At 72.6% G+C, this 15063-nt stretch carries 14 protein-coding genes and 1 rRNA gene; 12 read left to right on the forward strand and 3 right to left on the reverse strand.

Going from position 1 to position 15063, the window contains the following annotated elements; all coding sequences use genetic code 11:
- The 3 genes from rrf to ACIHIX_RS19335 all read left to right on the forward strand — a co-directional run.
- Nucleotides 1-92, forward strand: a 5S ribosomal RNA gene (gene rrf, locus ACIHIX_RS19325); the annotation flags it as partial.
- A gap of 190 nt (nucleotides 93-282) precedes the next feature.
- Nucleotides 283-1506 carry a hypothetical protein gene (locus tag ACIHIX_RS19330; RefSeq protein ID WP_399958542.1) on the forward strand — a complete coding sequence of 408 codons (1224 nt, stop codon included), beginning with the start codon at nucleotides 283-285 and terminating at the stop codon, nucleotides 1504-1506.
- Nucleotides 1443-2246 (forward strand): tetratricopeptide repeat protein, encoded by an 804-nt coding sequence (locus tag ACIHIX_RS19335; protein WP_399958545.1) that lies wholly within the window; start codon nucleotides 1443-1445, stop codon nucleotides 2244-2246. Before ACIHIX_RS19330 ends, ACIHIX_RS19335 begins: the two co-directional genes overlap by 64 nt.
- Before the next feature lie 55 nt (nucleotides 2247-2301).
- Here ACIHIX_RS19335 and ACIHIX_RS19340 read toward each other — a convergent pair whose 3' ends face one another.
- Nucleotides 2302-3594: a DUF1015 domain-containing protein gene (locus ACIHIX_RS19340; RefSeq protein WP_399957350.1), complete on the reverse strand. Its 1293-nt coding sequence runs from the start codon at nucleotides 3592-3594 to the stop codon at nucleotides 2302-2304.
- A 72-nt stretch (nucleotides 3595-3666) separates the two neighbouring features.
- Here ACIHIX_RS19340 and ACIHIX_RS19345 point away from each other — a divergent pair, with 72 nt between their 5' ends.
- The 4 genes from ACIHIX_RS19345 to ACIHIX_RS19360 all read left to right on the forward strand — a co-directional run bounded on the left by ACIHIX_RS19345 (nucleotide 3667) and on the right by ACIHIX_RS19360 (nucleotide 7753).
- On the forward strand, nucleotides 3667-4695 hold the full coding sequence (locus ACIHIX_RS19345; RefSeq protein ID WP_399957353.1) for an HAD hydrolase-like protein: 1029 nt from the start codon (nucleotides 3667-3669) through the stop codon (nucleotides 4693-4695).
- A 78-nt stretch (nucleotides 4696-4773) separates the two neighbouring features.
- Nucleotides 4774-5817 carry a FecCD family ABC transporter permease gene (locus tag ACIHIX_RS19350; RefSeq protein WP_399957356.1) on the forward strand — a complete coding sequence of 348 codons (1044 nt, stop codon included), beginning with the start codon at nucleotides 4774-4776 and terminating at the stop codon, nucleotides 5815-5817.
- Nucleotides 5814-6878 (forward strand): FecCD family ABC transporter permease, encoded by a 1065-nt coding sequence (locus ACIHIX_RS19355; RefSeq protein WP_399957359.1) that lies wholly within the window; start codon nucleotides 5814-5816, stop codon nucleotides 6876-6878. The genes ACIHIX_RS19350 and ACIHIX_RS19355 overlap by 4 nt, the downstream gene beginning before the upstream one ends.
- Complete coding sequence (locus ACIHIX_RS19360) at nucleotides 6875-7753, forward strand: ABC transporter ATP-binding protein (protein WP_399957361.1); 879 nt, start codon at nucleotides 6875-6877, stop codon at nucleotides 7751-7753. The genes ACIHIX_RS19355 and ACIHIX_RS19360 overlap by 4 nt, the downstream gene beginning before the upstream one ends.
- Here the strand turns inward: ACIHIX_RS19360 and ACIHIX_RS19365 are convergent.
- Nucleotides 7737-8084: an SCP2 sterol-binding domain-containing protein gene (locus tag ACIHIX_RS19365; protein ID WP_399957364.1), complete on the reverse strand. Its 348-nt coding sequence runs from the start codon at nucleotides 8082-8084 to the stop codon at nucleotides 7737-7739. The genes ACIHIX_RS19360 and ACIHIX_RS19365 overlap by 17 nt on opposite strands.
- Nucleotides 8085-8126: 42 nt before the next feature.
- Here ACIHIX_RS19365 and ACIHIX_RS19370 point away from each other — a divergent pair, with 42 nt between their 5' ends.
- From ACIHIX_RS19370 to ACIHIX_RS19390, 5 genes are all read left to right on the forward strand, one after another.
- The gene (locus tag ACIHIX_RS19370) at nucleotides 8127-8396 is read left to right on the forward strand and encodes a hypothetical protein (protein ID WP_399957367.1); all 270 of its coding nucleotides are present in this window, start codon (nucleotides 8127-8129) and stop codon (nucleotides 8394-8396) included.
- 7 nt (nucleotides 8397-8403) lie between these two features.
- On the forward strand, nucleotides 8404-9219 hold the full coding sequence (locus ACIHIX_RS19375; protein WP_399957370.1) for a TlyA family RNA methyltransferase: 816 nt from the start codon (nucleotides 8404-8406) through the stop codon (nucleotides 9217-9219).
- On the forward strand, nucleotides 9216-10121 hold the full coding sequence (locus ACIHIX_RS19380) for an NAD kinase (RefSeq protein ID WP_079312609.1): 906 nt from the start codon (nucleotides 9216-9218) through the stop codon (nucleotides 10119-10121). Before ACIHIX_RS19375 ends, ACIHIX_RS19380 begins: the two co-directional genes overlap by 4 nt.
- A gap of 156 nt (nucleotides 10122-10277) precedes the next feature.
- Nucleotides 10278-11999 (forward strand): DNA repair protein RecN, encoded by a 1722-nt coding sequence (gene recN / locus ACIHIX_RS19385; RefSeq protein WP_399958548.1) that lies wholly within the window; start codon nucleotides 10278-10280, stop codon nucleotides 11997-11999.
- A 263-nt stretch (nucleotides 12000-12262) separates the two neighbouring features.
- Entirely contained in the window at nucleotides 12263-13399 is a 1137-nt protein-coding gene (locus ACIHIX_RS19390; protein ID WP_399957374.1) for a glycosyltransferase family 4 protein, read from the forward strand.
- Here ACIHIX_RS19390 and ACIHIX_RS19395 read toward each other — a convergent pair.
- Nucleotides 13396-15027, reverse strand: coding sequence for a PucR family transcriptional regulator (locus ACIHIX_RS19395; RefSeq protein ID WP_399957376.1), 1632 nt, complete (start codon nucleotides 15025-15027; stop codon nucleotides 13396-13398). The genes ACIHIX_RS19390 and ACIHIX_RS19395 overlap by 4 nt on opposite strands.
- Nucleotides 15028-15063 lie beyond the last annotated feature (36 nt).

Genomic DNA, 15063 nt, shown 5'->3' on the forward strand with positions numbered 1-15063 from the left:
CGCCCGGTTACATTCCGAACCCGGAAGCTAAGCCTTACAGCGCCGATGGTACTGCAGGGGGGACCCTGTGGGAGAGTAGGACGCCGCCGAACAATCTTTGGAAGGACCCCTGGTCCCAGCGTTCAGCTGGGACCAGGGGTCCTTTTGTTTTTACAATGCTTGCAGTACCGAGACAGGAGTCACCCATGTCCACCAACTCTCCCGACGATCGACCGGAGCGCGACCAGCGGCGACGGGACAGTGGTGACCGCGGCGATCGCGGTGACCGTGGCGGATACCGCGGTGGCGACCGGGGTGACCGCGGCGACCGTGGTGGCTTCCGGCGCGATGACAACCGCGGTGCCGACAGCCGCGGTGGTGGCTACCCCCGACGCGACGACAGCCGGGGCGACAACCGGGGCGGTGGCTACGGCCGGCGTGACGACCGGGGCGATCGTGGCGGGGACCGCGGTGGCTTCCGGCGTGACGACAACCGTGGCGGCGACAACCGCGGTGGCGGCTACCCCCGACGCGACGACCGGCGCGACGACCGGCGTGACGGTGACCGCGGGCCTCGTCCGGCCTTCCGACGTGACGACCGTCCGAGCGGGCCGCGCCGTGACGACCGTGACCGTGGCTTCCGCCGGGATGGTGACCGCCCTGCCTTCCAGCGGGACGACCGTGACCGCGGCCAGCGTCGTGACGACGACCGTGGGTCGCGTCCGGCCCCCCGTCGGGACGACAACCGAGGCGGTGGCTACGGCCGGCGTGACGACCGGGGCGATCGTGGCGGGGACCGTGGTGGCTTCCGGCGCGATGACAACCGTGGCGGCGACAACCGCGGTGGCGGCTACCCCCGACGCGACGACCGCCGCGACGACCGGCGTGACGACCGACGTGACAGCGACCGGGGTGGCTTCCGCAGGGACGACCGTGACCGCGACCGCGGCGGGTTCCGCAATGACGACCGTGACCGTGGTTTCCGGCGTGACGACCGGGGCGATCGTGGCGGGGACCGTGGAGGTTTCCGGCGCGACGACAACCGTGGCGGCGGATACGAGCGCCGCGACGACCGGCGGGATGACCGCCGTGGCGACGACCGTGGGCCGCGTCCGGCGTTCCGTCGGGACGACAATCGTGGCGACGACCGTGGGCCGCGCCCTGCCTTCCGCCGCGACGACAACCGTGGCGGCGACAGCCGCGGTGGCGGCTACCCTCGCCGTGACGACCGCCGTGACGACCGCCGTGACGACCGGCGTGACAACGACCGGGGTGGCTTCCGTGGCAGGGACGACCGCGGTGGACCTCGTCGGGATGACCGCGGTGGCCGCCCCGGTGGGTTCCGTGGGCGGGACGACCGGCGTGACGACAACCGTGGCGGCTATGGCCGTGACGACCGGCGTGGCGGCGGCCGTTTCCGGGACGACCGGGACCGGGACAGGGACCGTGAGCCGATCAAGCGGCTGCCGATCCCCGAGGACGTCACGGGCGACGAGATCGACGGCGACGTACGCCAGGAGCTGCTGAGCCTGCCGAAGACGCTCGCTGAGGACGTGGCCAAGAACCTGGTCATGGTCGCTCGGCTCATCGACGAGGACCCCGAGCGCGCGTACGCGTACTCCAAGATCGCGCTGCGACTCGCCTCGCGCGTGGCAGCCGTACGTGAGGCGGCCGGGTTCGCGGCGTACGCCAACCAGAAGTACTCCGAGGCGCTGGCCGAGTTCCGGGCCGCGCGGCGGATGACCGGCAGCGCGGAGCTGTGGCCGGTCATGGCCGACTGTGAGCGTGGGCTCGGGCGGCCGGAGAAGGCGCTGGACATGGCCGGGGCGCCCGAGGTGAACAAGCTGGACAAGGCCGGGCAGGTCGAGATGCGGCTCGTCGCGGCTGGTGCCCGGCGTGACATGGGGCAGCTGGACGCGGCCATCGTGACGCTGCAGAGCCCCGAACTGGCCGCCAACTCGGTGCAGCCGTGGACCGCGCGCCTGCGGTACGCCTACGCCGACGCGCTGCTCGCCGCCGGCCGTGAGGACGAGGCGCGGGAGTGGTTCGCCAAGGCCGTCGAGTCCGACAAGGACGGCAGCACGGACGCCTCGGACCGGCTCGCCGAGTTGGACGGTGTCGAGTTCGTCGACGCCATCGACGAGAACGAGAACGAGGGCGACAGCGAGGTCCGGAGCGGCGGGGACGTCGAGGTCGTCGAGGTAGTCGAGGCTGAGGACGACGAGGACGACGACGAGGACGAAGACGAGGACGACGACAAGGACTGACGTCCATGAGTGAAAGGGCGGGACCCCGGCACCGGGGTCCCGCCCTTTCACGTGTTCAGAGCTCCAGCGCGCGCAGGACCAGGCCCGACGCCGGCTTCGGGCCGAAGGACGTCGACTTGCGGGGCATCGTGACGCCCTGCCGGGCCAGGTCGCGGACGACCTCCTCGCGGACCGGGTGCAGGAGCACGGCCGTACCGCCGTCGCGTTCCGCCTTGCGGACGGTGGCGGCGGTGTCGTGGATGTAGGCGATGCGGGTGGGGTCGTCCTCGGGGATGCGCCAGACGTGGGCGAGGAGCGTGGCGTGCAGGACGGTCGCGTCCAGGGTGCGCCAGGCCGCGGGGCGGTCGGGTGGGATCGTGCGGGTGAGCAGGTCCGGGTCCGGGTGGTCCACGAGGTGGAAGGCGCCGTCGCCGGCGAGGAGGAAGGCGTTGCCCGCGCAGGCGGCGTCGGCCAGCACATCGAGTGCCTCGGGCAGAGGGACGTCGAGGCGTCGTACGCGGAACAGGCTGTCGAGTGAAGCCAGGGCGTCCGCCACCGGCAGGCCGTGCAGGAGGCGGTGGATGGCGCGGACGCGGAGCGGATAGCGGGCCGTGTCGACCAGGAGGACGAGGCCGTAGTCCCAGGGGCTGGGGGAGGGGTTCTCCGCGCGGAGGCGGCGGTATGTCGCCCAGCGGTGGTGGCCGTCGGCGATGAGGGCCTGGTGGTGGGCGAGGTCGGACTGGATGCGGGCCAGGTCCGCGGGGTCGGTGACGGACCACAGGCGGTGGCTGTAGCCGTCCTCGGTGGTGGTGGAGAGAAGCGGTTCCTGCCCGGCTGTACGTTCGACCACGGCGGTGGTGTCGGCGGTGGTGCCGTTGCCGCGGTAGGTCAGGAGCAGGGGCTCCAGGTTCGCGGAGGTGGCGCGCATCAGGGCCGCGCGGTCGGCGACGACGTGCGGCATGACGTCCTCGTGGGGCAGGACCACCTGGTCCGCGGGGTCCGAGACGCGCAGGGCGCCGATGATGCCGCGTTGCAGCAGGCCGGCGCCGTCGCGCTGCTCGTACACGTACAGGCCCGGCACCGGGTCGGCGGCGAGGACGCCGTCGGCGAGCCAGCGGCGCAGGGTCGCGGCGGCCTGTTCGTTGCGGGCGGCGGGGGTGGTCGCCTGGGGGAGGATCAGGCGGACGATGTTGTGCGGGTCGTTGGACTGCAGGTGGTAGAGGCCGTCGGGGCGTACGACGACGTCGTACGGCGGTGACGTCACGGCGGCCAGACTGCCGACCCGGTCGGGGTCGTAGCGAAGGCCTCGGAACGGGGTGAGTTCCAGGCCCCGGCGCGCCATTGCTTCCGAGTGACCTGCGGTGTTCATCCCGGCATCGTACGTGTGTCAGTGGCGTGCGAGATGATCGGGGGAAAGCCGTCGAGCGAGGAGCGATGTGGAATGAGCCAGAGCGTCAGGACGAGGCCCGAGGGCAGTGGCCAGGCCCTGAGCGAGGCGTACGACACCGCGCTGCTCGACCTCGACGGTGTGGTGTACGCGGGTGGGAACGCGATCGTGTACGCGGTCGATTCGCTGGCCACCGCTCGGGCCGGTGGGATGCACCTCGCCTACGTCACCAACAACGCGCTGCGGACGCCCGACACCGTGGCGGAGCATCTGACCGAGCTGGGGATACCGACCGGGGCCGATGACGTGATCACGTCCGCCCAGGCCGTCGCGCGGCTGATCAGCGAGCAGGTACCGGCCGGTTCGCGCGTCCTCGTGATCGGCGGGGAGGGGCTGCGGGTCGCCTTGCGGGAGCGGGGGCTCGTGCCGGTGGAGTCGGCGGACGACGATCCGGCGGCCGTGGTGCAGGGATTCGGTGGGCCCGATCTGCCGTGGGGGCGGTTCGCGGAGGCTTCGTACGCCGTCGCGCGCGGGGTGCCGTGGTTCGCGTCCAACACCGATCTGACGATTCCGAGCGGACGGGGCATCGCGCCGGGCAACGGGGCCGCGGTGGAGGTCGTGCGGATCGCGACCGGGGCCGAGCCGCAGGTGGCGGGGAAGCCGTTGCCGCCGATGCACCGGGAGACGATCCTGCGGACCGGTGCCGTACGGCCGCTGGTGGTGGGGGACCGGCTGGACACGGACATCGAGGGGGCGTTCAACGGAGAGGTCGACTCGCTGCTCGTGCTGACCGGTGTGACGGACGGGGCGCAGCTGCTGGCCGCGCCGCCCCAGCACCGGCCGACCTATGTCGACGCCGATCTGCGGGGGTTGCTGACCGGGCAGCCCGAGGTCGTCGAGGCGGACGGTGGCTTCCGGTGCGGGGGGTGGATCGCCACGGCCGCGGGCGAGCGGCTGGAACTGGCCGGTGACGGGGAGGCGTTGGACGGGCTGCGCGCGTTGTGTGCGGCGGCCTGGACGGCGGCGGGCGACGGGGCGTGCGAGCTGGACGGGGGGAAGGCGCTGGCGCGGCTGGGTCTCTGAGGCCCTTCGCGGGTGGGCTTCCTGTGAAGCCGGGCAGCGGGATCGTGGCCTGATCGGAGGGTAGGCTAACCTAACTGCGTGTTGGTCGACAGTCCTCCCGAACAGCGCGCGGAAACCGCCCCCGCGCCCCCAACCCGCCGGGCGATACGGGTCCTTGGGTTGCTCGTGTCCGTTGTGATCCTGGTGTTCGTCGCATTGGCGAGCATCGCGATCGGGGCGAAAGAGCTGTCCCTGGAGCAGGTGTGGCACGGCCTGTTCGAGGACTCCGGGACCTACGGCGACGTCGTGGTGACCGAGCGGCTGTGGCGAACCCTGCTCGGGCTGCTGGCGGGGGCCGCGCTCGGGCTCGCCGGGGCGGTCCTCCAGGCGCTCACCCGTAATCCGCTGGCCGACCCGGGGCTGCTCGGGATCAACGCGGGTGCGTCCGCTGCGGTCGTCACCGCCATGACGTACTTCGGGGTCACGAGCCTGAGCGGGTATGTGTGGTTCGCGTTCTTCGGGGCGGCCGCGGTCGGGGCGCTGGTCTGGTTCCTCGGGGGGAGTCGGGGGGCGACGCCGGTGCGGCTGGCGCTCGCCGGTACGGCGATCAGCGCCGCGCTCTACGGCTACCTCCAGGCCGTGATGATCACGGACGAGGCGGCGCTCGGCAAGATGCGCTTCTGGACCGTGGGTTCGCTGACCTCCGCGAGCGAGTCGACGATCCTTCAGGTGCTGCCGTTCCTCGCGGGCGGCACGCTCCTCGCCCTGGCGCTCGCCCGGCCGCTCAACGCCATGGAGATGGGCGACGACACGGCACGGGCCCTCGGCGCCAACCTCAACCGGACGCGGGCGCTGTCGATGCTCGCCGCCGTCGTGCTGTGCGGGGCGGCGACCGCGGCCTGCGGGCCGATCGTGTTCGTCGGCCTGATGGTCCCGCATGTCGTGCGCTCGTTCACCGGGCCCGACCTGCGCTGGATCCTGCCGTACGCGGCGATCCTGTCGCCCGTGCTGCTGCTCGGCGCCGATGTCATCGGCCGGGTGGTCGCCCGGCCCTCGGAGCTTCAGGTCGGGATTGTCACCGCGATCATCGGTGGCCCGGTCTTCATCTTTCTGGTACGACGGCGGAGGACGGCGCAGCTGTGAAGACCAACCGTGCCGAGCGCTCCCCTCGCGCCAACCGTGCCGTCAGGACGCCCGGCGGCCTGTCGTTCCGGCTCGACGTCCGGGCCCTCGTCGTCGTACTCCTTCTGCTGGCCGCCGCGCTCGCGGCGAGCGTCGTGCTGATCGGCACCGGCGACTTCCCGATCTCGGCCGGGGACGTGCTCAGGACGCTGATGGGCGACGGGAACGCGGGGCAGGAGTTCATCGTCAACGAGCTGCGGCTGCCGCGTGTCCTGGTCGGGCTGCTCGTGGGCGCCTCGCTGGGACTCGGCGGGGCGCTGTTCCAGGCCGTGTCGCGCAACCCGCTGGGCAGTCCGGACATCCTCGGGCTCGGGCAGGGGGCGACGGCCGGGGCGCTCACCGTGATCGTGCTGTTCTCCGGAAGCGCGGGCGAGGTCACCGTCGGCGCCCTGGTCGGCGGCCTCGGTGCGGGACTCGCCATCTATCTGCTCGCCTGGAAACAGGGGGTGCACGGATACCGGCTCGTCCTGGTCGGCATCGGCGTGTCCGCGATCCTCACGGCCGTCAACGGCTATCTGCTGACCAAGTCCACCATCACCGAGGCCGCCCAGGCCGTCGTCTGGATGACCGGCTCGCTCAGCGGGCGGGACTGGGAGCAGGTGTGGCCGCTGCTGTGGCTGTGCGCCGTGCTGGTCCCGCTGGTCCTCGGCAACGCGCGGGCGCTCAGGATGATGGAGATGGGCGACGACGTGTCCCACGCCCTCGGCGTGCGCGTCGAGCGCACCAGGGCGCTGCTGATGGTGGCCGCCGTGCTGCTCACCGCGACCGCGACCGCCGCCGCGGGCCCCGTCAGCTTCGTGGCGCTCACCGCGCCGCAGCTCGCCCGGCGGCTGACCCGCTCGCCCGGCCCGAACCTGCTGCCGTCGCTCTGCATGGGCGCGGCCCTGCTGGTCACGGCCGACTGGCTCTCGCAGAAGGTCTTCGGCGCCGACCAGATGCCGGTGGGTGTGGTCACCGGTGTGCTCGGTGGCGTGTATCTGCTGTGGCTTCTGGTCACCGAGCGGAAGGCGGGCCGGATATGAGCGCCGCCGACCGCGCCGACCGCACCCTGAACAACCGAAGGAGCACCGTGAACCGCCTCTCCGCCGAGGACGTCACCCTCGCCTACGACCAGCGCGTCATCGCCGAGCAGCTGTCGGTGGAGATCCCCGACAACTCCTTCACGGTGATCGTCGGCCCGAACGCGTGCGGCAAGTCCACGCTGCTGCGGGCGCTGTCGCGGATGCTGAAGCCGAGTCAGGGCCGGGTGCTGCTCGACGGGCAGGTCATCCAGTCGATGCCCGCGAAGAAGGTCGCGCGGACCCTGGGGCTGCTGCCGCAGTCGTCGATCGCGCCGGACGGGATCACCGTCGGCGACCTGGTCGGGCGCGGCCGGTACCCGCATCAGGGGCTGCTGCGCCAGTGGTCGACCGAGGACGAGAGGGTGGTCCAGGAGTCGATGGCGCAGACCGGCGTCGCCGAGCTCGCCGACCGGTACGTGGACGAGCTGTCCGGCGGTCAGCGCCAGCGCGTGTGGATCGCGATGGCGCTCGCCCAGCAGACGCCGCTGCTGCTCCTGGACGAGCCGACGACCTACCTGGACATCCAGCACCAGATCGACGTCCTGGACCTGTGTGCCGAGCTGCACGAGGAGCAGGGGCGCACGCTGGTGGCCGTGCTGCACGACCTCAACCACGCCGCGCGCTACGCCACCCACCTGATCGCCCTCAAGGGCGGCAGTGTCATCGCCGAGGGCGCACCGAACGACATCGTCACGGCCGAGCTGGTCGAGGAGGTCTTCGGGCTGCGCTGTCAGGTGATCGACGACCCGGAGACGGGGACGCCGCTGGTGGTGCCGGCCGCGCGCAAGGCACGCGCGCGGGACGAGGCGCGTGTGGCGGTCAGAGAAGCTTCCTGAGCTGGAACAGGTCGCGCAGACCGGCCTCCAGCTTCACCCGCCCCGAGCCCCAGGCCTTCGCGAAGTTCAGCTCGCCGTCCACCAGGGCGATCAGATCGTCGCCGGTCATGGTCAGCCTGATCTGCGCCTTCTCCTTCGGCGGGCCCTGGAGCGTGTCGTGCACGACGATCCGGCCGCCGGTCATCCTGCCGACGAACGTGACGTCCAGGTCGGTGATCCGGCAGCTCACCGAGCGGTCCAGGGCCGCCGCGGTCGCGGCGTCCCCCTCGGCGCGCTGCATGGTGTCCGAGAGCTTTTCGAGTGCGGCGCGGCACTCCTCGATCGTGGCCATCGCGATCGACGGTACAGCAGCCCTTCGGGGTAGCGTCGGGGCATGAGTGACGCAGCCCCGGAGACGGAGGCCCTCCAGGAGCCGGAGTACGACCCCGCCGCCCCGGCCCCCCTGAACGTCCCCCGCACCCCCACCGGCAACCCCGAGGTCGACGCCCAGCTGGAGCGGCTGGCCGATGCCGACCACCTCGCCACGGACGGACACGTCGAGGTGTACGAGGATGTACACCGGGGGCTGCGTGACGCGCTGACCGCGCTCGACGCCCGGCCGGGGCCTCCGGCGCCCTCATCGTCGTACGAACACAGGAGCTGAACCGAACGTGGCAGGAGTCGCACGTCTTCGTCTTGACGCGGAGCTGGTCCGGCGGAAGCTCGCGCGCTCGCGCGAGCACGCCAGTCAGCTGATCGCGGCCGGACGGGTCACCGTCGGCAGGACCGTCGCGACCAAGCCCGCCACACAGGTGGAGAAGGCGGCCGCGATCGTGGTTCAGGACGACGACGGCGATCCCGACTACGTGTCCAGGGGCGGGCACAAGCTCGCGGGCGCGCTGGCGGTGTTCGGGCCGCGGGGGCTCGTCGTCGAGGGGCGGCGGGCACTGGACGCCGGCGCGTCGACCGGCGGGTTCACCGATGTGCTGCTGCGGAACGGGGCCGCGCATGTAGTCGCCGTGGACGTCGGGTACGGGCAACTCGCGTGGACTCTGCGGAGCGATGAACGCGTCACCGTCAAGGACCGTACGAACGTACGCGAGTTGACGCTTGAAGCGATCGATGGGGAACCTGTGGATCTTGTCGTGGGGGATCTGTCCTTCATCCCGCTCGGGCTGGTGCTGCCGGCCCTGGCGCGGTGCGTGAAGCCGGACGCCGACCTGGTGATGATGGTCAAGCCGCAGTTCGAGGTGGGGAAGGAACGGCTGGGCAGTGGGGGAGTCGTACGGAGCACGCAGCTGCGGGCGGAGGCCGTGCGGGGAGTGGCCGAGAAGGCGTGGGAACTCGGGCTCGGGGTGAACGGGGTCACGGCCAGTCCGTTGCCCGGACCCTCGGGCAATGTCGAATACTTTCTGTGGCTGCGTGCCGGGGCGCCCGCCCTGGATCCGGCCGACGTTGACCGTGCAGTGGCGGAGGGGCCTCGTTGACACAGAACCGAGCTCGTACTGTTTTCCTGCTCGCCCACACCGGTCGGCCTGCGGCGATCCGCAGCGCCGAGCTGGTCGTGAAGGGGCTGCTGCGCGAGGGCATCGGCGTACGGGTACTGGAGTACGAGGCCGCCGACCTGCCGCTTCCGGAGGAAGTGGAGCTGGTCAAGGAGGCGACTCCGCAGTGCCTCGACGGGTGCGAGCTGCTGATCGTGCTGGGCGGGGACGGGACGCTGCTGCGCGGCGCCGAGTTCGCCCGGGCGTCCGGGGTGCCGATGCTGGGCGTCAACCTCGGGCGGGTGGGCTTCCTCGCCGAGGCCGAGCGGGACGACCTCGACAAGGTCGTCGACCGGGTGGTCACGAAGTCGTACGAGGTCGAGGAGCGGATGACCGTCGATGTCGTCGTGCACAGCAACGGGGACATCGTGCACACCGACTGGGCGCTGAACGAGGCGGCGGTGCAGAAGGCCGGCGCCGAGAAGCTGCTTGAGGTGGTCCTGGAGATCGACGGGCGGCCGGTCACCGGGTTCGGGTGCGACGGCATCGTCCTGTCGACGCCGACCGGGTCCACCGCTTATGCGTTTTCCGCTGGTGGGCCTGTGGTGTGGCCTGAGGTCGAGGCCTTGTTGATGGTGCCGATCAGTGCGCATGCGTTGTTCGCGAAGCCGCTGGTGACCTCGCCGGACTCTGTGCTGGCCGTGGAGGTTCTGCCGCATATTCCGCCGGGGGTGCTGTGGTGTGACGGGCGGCGGACGGTCGAGTTGCCGCCGGGGGCGAGGGTCGAGGTGCGGCGGGGGGCCGTGCCGGTGCGGCTTGCTCGGCTGCACCATGCGTCCTTCACCGACCGGCTTGTGGCGAAGTTCGCGTTGCCTGTTTCCGGGTGGCGAGGGGCTCCGCACTAGAGCTCGGGTGTTCGAGGTGCGTTGGCGGGTGCGGGTGGATCGTGGTTGCTCGCGCAGTTCCCCGCGCCCCTTCGGGGGCGCTTCCCTCCCCCGGGTGACAGGGCGCCTCGCACTCTCGCGCCCTTACCTCGTAAGGTCTTCACCGTGCTGGAAGAGATGCGGATACGGTCGCTCGGAGTCATCGACGATGCCGTCGTCGAACTGTCGCCCGGGTTCACGGCTGTCACCGGTGAGACGGGTGCGGGCAAGACCATGGTGGTCACCAGCCTGGGGCTGCTGCTCGGTGGGCGGGCGGACCCGGCGCTCGTGCGGATCGGGGCCGAGAAGGCGGTCGTGGAGGGGCGGATCACCGTCCCCGCGGGTGCCACGGCCGTCGTACGGGCCGAAGAGGCCGGGGCCGAGCTCGACGACGGGGCGCTGCTGATCAGCCGTACCGTTTCCGCCGAAGGGCGGTCCCGGGCGCACCTGGGCGGGCGGAGCGTGCCGGTGGGTGTCCTCGCGGAGCTCGCCGACGAGCTGGTCGCCGTGCACGGGCAGACCGATCAGCAGGGCCTGCTGAAGCTGTCCCGGCAGCGGCAGGCGCTGGACCGGTACGCCGGGGACGCCGTCGCCGTGCCGCTCGCCAAGTACGGCGAGGCCTACCGGCGGCTGCGGGCCGTCGCCGTCGAGCTCGACGAGATCACCACGCGCGCGCGTGAGCGGGCCCAGGAAGCCGACATGCTGCGCTACGGCCTCGACGAGATCGCCGGTGTCGAGCCGCGCGCGGGCGAGGACGCCGAGCTGGCCGAGGAGGCCGAGCGGCTCGGGCACGCCGAGGCGCTGTCGTCCGCCGCCACGGCCGCGCACGCGGCCCTCGCCGGGAACCCCGAGGACCCCGAGGGCATCGACGCCGCGACGCTGGTGGCGGGGGCCCAGCGGGCCCTGGACGCCGTACGGTCGTACGACCCCGCCCTCGCCGCGCTCACCGACCGGATCGGGGAGATCGGGATCCTGCTGGGGGACGTGGCCGGGGAGCTGGCGGGGTACGCCGACGATCTCGAAGCCGATCCCCTGCGGCTGGCGGCCGTCGAGGAACGGCGGGCCGCGCTCACGGCACTGACCCGGAAGTACGGCGAGGACGTCGCCGCCGTGCTGACGTGGGCCGAGCAGAGTGCCGCGCGGCTGACCGAGCTGGACGGGGACGACGAGCGGATCGGGGAGCTCACCGACGAGCGGGACGCGTTGCGGGCCGAACTGGGTGGGCTGGCGCAGGCGTTGACCGACGCACGGGCGGAGGCGGCCTCGCGGTTCGCCGCTGCCGTGACCGCCGAGCTGGCCTCGCTGGCCATGCCGCACGCGCGGGTGTCCTTCGACATCCGGCAGACCGAGGACGCGGAGGGCGTCGAGGTCGGCGGCCGGGCTGTCGCGTACGGCCCTTCCGGTGTCGACGAGGTGGAGCTGCTGCTCGCCCCGCACCCCGGCGCTCCGCCGCGGCCCATCGCCAAGGGGGCCTCCGGAGGTGAGCTCTCGCGCGTGATGCTCGCCGTGGAGGTGGTCTTCGCGGGGACCGATCCGGTACCGACCTATCTCTTCGACGAGGTCGACGCCGGTGTCGGCGGCAAGGCGGCGGTCGAGATCGGGCGGCGGCTCGCGAAGCTGGCCAAGTCCGCGCAGGTCGTGGTCGTCACCCATCTGCCGCAGGTGGCGGCCTTCGCCGACCGGCAGCTGCTGGTCGAGAAGACGAACGACGGGTCCGTCACGCGCTCCGGGGTGAAGGTGCTCGAAGGGGAGGAGCGGGTGCGGGAGTTGTCCCGGATGCTGGCGGGCCAGGAGGATTCGGAGACGGCTCGGGCTCATGCTGAGGAGTTGTTGGCGGCGGCGAAGGGGGACGGCGGGTAGGCCTTCCCGCCGCCCCGCGGGCCTTGGGGCGAGGCGGCCGTCGGCGGTGCCGGAGTACGGGCTTTTCTCACCCGTGTGAGTGACCCTCCCCACCTCCACCCCGAACCCGCACACTCCCGGCGTTCCCGGAACACCCGTGCGTACTGGCATCCTTGGGCCAGCACGCAGTACGCGTAGGAAGCGCGCGCGGTACACCCCTCCGCCCGACAGCTTCTGTACGTTTCCTCGTGACCGCCCGACGCCGAACCAGGAGCCCCGGCCACGTGAGCCACGTGAGCAGCCACTCACCGCACGGTCAGTCACCGCTGCGCACCGTGCAGGTGCTCGGCGGCGGCAACGCCGGCAGCAGCGCGCATGTGCGCTCGCTGACGTCCGGGCTCGTCGCGAGGGGCGTGAAGGTCACCGTGTGCGCCCCCGTCGAGGCGGATCGCCTCTACGACTTCACGGGCGCCGGTGCCGACCACGTGCACGTGCCGAGAAGCAGCGACCCCGGCTCCGTGTCCGCGCTGCGAGCGGCCTGCTCCGACGCCGATCTCGTCCACGCGCACGGGCTGCACGCTTCGTTCCGGGCCGTCCTCGCGCTGAGCGGGCGGAGTACTCCGCTCGTCGTGACCTGGCACGACCGGGCGCACGCGGAGGGCGCGCGGGCCCATCTCGTGCGGCTGCTGGAGCGGCGGGTCGTGAAGGCCGCGTCCGTGGTGCTGGGCGCGACCTCGGCCCTCGTCGACCGGGCCCGCACCACCGGTGCCCGGGACGCGCGCCTCGCCGCCGTCGCCCTGCCCGGTCCCCGCGGGGCCGTGCGGCTGGAGGACCCCGACCGGCCGCGGCCCAAGGTGCGGGCCGAACTCGGTGCCACCGGGCGGCCGTTGCTGATGGCTGTCGGATCGCTCGACCGGCATCGCGGCTACGACACCCTGCTCGACGCCTCGCGCGCGTGGCGGGCGCTCGATCCGGTGCCGCTCGTCGTGATCGCCGGGGAGGGGGCGCTGCGGGGCGAATTGCAGCGCCGGATCGAGGACGAGGAGCTGCCCGTCCGGCTGATCGGCCGACGCGACGACATCACCGAGCTGCTCGCCGCCGCCGATCTCGCCCTGGTGTGCAGCAGTTGGGAATCGCGCTCCCTCCTGGCCCAGGAAGCCCTCCACGCGCGCGTGCCGCTCGTCGCGACCGCCGTCGGCGGCATGCCCGAACTCGTGGGCGACGCCGCCGAGCTCGTGCCGTACGGGGATGTCCAGGCGCTCGCGGACGCCGTGGTGCGCTTGCTCGGTGATCCGGCGCAGTGCGAGGAGCTGCGGGGCAAGGGCGTACGGCAGGCCGCGACTTGGCCGACGGAGGACGAGACCGTCGCTCAAGTGCTCAGTGTGTACGACGAGTTGACCCAGCCGCGCCCGCTGGTCTAGAGGACGTGCCTGCGGGCTCGCAGGGCCAGGCTCAACGCCAGCACCGTCTGCGGGTCGTCGAGGTCGGTGCCCAGCAACTCGCCGATGCGGGCGAGGCGGTTGTAGAGCGTCTGGCGGTTGAGATGGAGCTCGCGTGCCGTCTCCGCCTTGCGGCCCGCGTGGGCGAGGTAGGTCTCCAGGGTCGGCAGCAGCGGCGGCTTGGAGCGGGCGTCGTGGTCCCGTACCGGGCCGATCGCGCGGTCGACGAAGGCCGCGAGGTCGGGATGGTCGCGCAGCCGCCACAGCAGCAGGTCGATGTCGAGGCGCCGGGCGTCGTACCAGGGGCGGTCCGACAGGCCCTGGGCCGCCGTCGCCGTCTCCGCCGCGTGCCGCAGCCCCGCCGAGGCCGCCGCCCAGCCGCCCGCCACGCCGACCACGACCACCGGTGGCTGGGCTCCGGGCCGCTGCATCCCGGCCCGCTCCACACCCGCCCGCAGCGCCGCCGCGACCCGGTCCGCGACCGCCGACCGCTCCGAATCCGAACGCAGGCCCAGCAGGACCAGGACACGGCCCTCGACGGGTCGTACGCCCAGCAGCACCGGAACGCCCACCGAGGCCAGCTCCTCCGACACCGCCCGGGCCAGCACCGCCCAGCCGCCGCCGGGGGAGAGGGTGTCGCCGAGCCGCATCACCACCGGCATCAACGGGCCGGCGCCCGGCTTGAAGCCCAGCACGCGCGCCTGCGCGGGCGCGTCCTCCGCGGTGATCCGGCCCTCGGCGAGGTCGGTCAGGAAGTCGCCGCGGCCCCGCGCGGCCAGCTCCTCCTCCTGGCGGGCCTGCATCAGGACGACGGCGAGGATGCCCGCGGCCCGCTCGGCCGCCATCCGGTGCACGGGGACCAGCGGGGCCCGGACGGGGAGCAGGACGAGCCGCGCCCGTACCGAACCCGTCCCCGGGCCGCCGCCGGGCACGTCCACCAGTACGGACCCGGCCGGCGGAGCGTCCTTGTGCTGGCCGCGCAGCCCTTCCCAGACCTGGAGCGGGTCCGCGCCCTCGGGCCCGGCCCCGGCCGCGTACAGCAGCTGGCCGTCGGTCGTCTCCAGGAAGACGGGGTTGTCGCTGAAGTCGGCCAGGATGCCCAGCACCTGGGGCACCCCGCCGCCGCCCAGCAGGGCCTCGGTACAGCGGCGGTGCACTTCCTCGGCGCGCTGGAGGAGGGCGTAGTGGCCGTTGACGATCTCGGTGTGGATCTCCTCCGTGACCGTCACGAACGGCACCTCGCGATGGAGTTGGACGAGGGGGAGGCCGGTCGTGCGGGCCGTGTCGACGAGGGCGGCGGGCAGCCGGGTGAAGCGGGGGCCGAGTTCGATGACGAGGGCCGCGATGCCGCGCTCGGCGAGCGTGCGGACGAACGCGCGCTGCTCGGCCGGACGCGTGCCGAGGCCGTAGCCGGTGGTCAGCAGGAGTTCGCCGCCTTTCAGCAGGGACGCGATGTTGGGCACCTCGCCCGCGTGCACCCAGCGCACCGACCGGTTCAGTCGGTCGGCGCCCGCGAGGATCTCGGGCAGGCCGCTGCGCAGGCCGGGCAGCTCCAGTGCCCGCTGAACGGTGATGCCGGCGGCGCCCTGGCGGTCGAATCTGCTGTCCATGAGCCGGACGGTACCCGCGCACATGCTTCGACGACA

The organism is Streptomyces sp. NPDC051913 (assembly GCF_044593635.1).
GTDB lineage: Bacteria > Actinomycetota > Actinomycetes > Streptomycetales > Streptomycetaceae > Streptomyces.

Excerpts from the sequence above, each read along its gene's own strand:
- ACIHIX_RS19340 (WP_399957350.1), bottom strand. The coding sequence starts at position 3,594 with ATGAACACCGCAGGTCACTCGGAAGCAATGGCGCGCCGGGGCCTGGAA.
- ACIHIX_RS19345 (WP_399957353.1), top strand. The coding sequence starts at position 3,667 with ATGAGCCAGAGCGTCAGGACGAGGCCCGAGGGCAGTGGCCAGGCCCTG.
- ACIHIX_RS19360 (WP_399957361.1), top strand. The coding sequence starts at position 6,875 with ATGAGCGCCGCCGACCGCGCCGACCGCACCCTGAACAACCGAAGGAGC.
- ACIHIX_RS19365 (WP_399957364.1), bottom strand. The coding sequence starts at position 8,084 with ATGGCCACGATCGAGGAGTGCCGCGCCGCACTCGAAAAGCTCTCGGAC.
- ACIHIX_RS19370 (WP_399957367.1), top strand. The coding sequence starts at position 8,127 with ATGAGTGACGCAGCCCCGGAGACGGAGGCCCTCCAGGAGCCGGAGTAC.
- recN (WP_399958548.1), top strand. The coding sequence starts at position 10,278 with ATGCGGATACGGTCGCTCGGAGTCATCGACGATGCCGTCGTCGAACTG.
- ACIHIX_RS19395 (WP_399957376.1), bottom strand. The coding sequence starts at position 15,027 with ATGGACAGCAGATTCGACCGCCAGGGCGCCGCCGGCATCACCGTTCAG.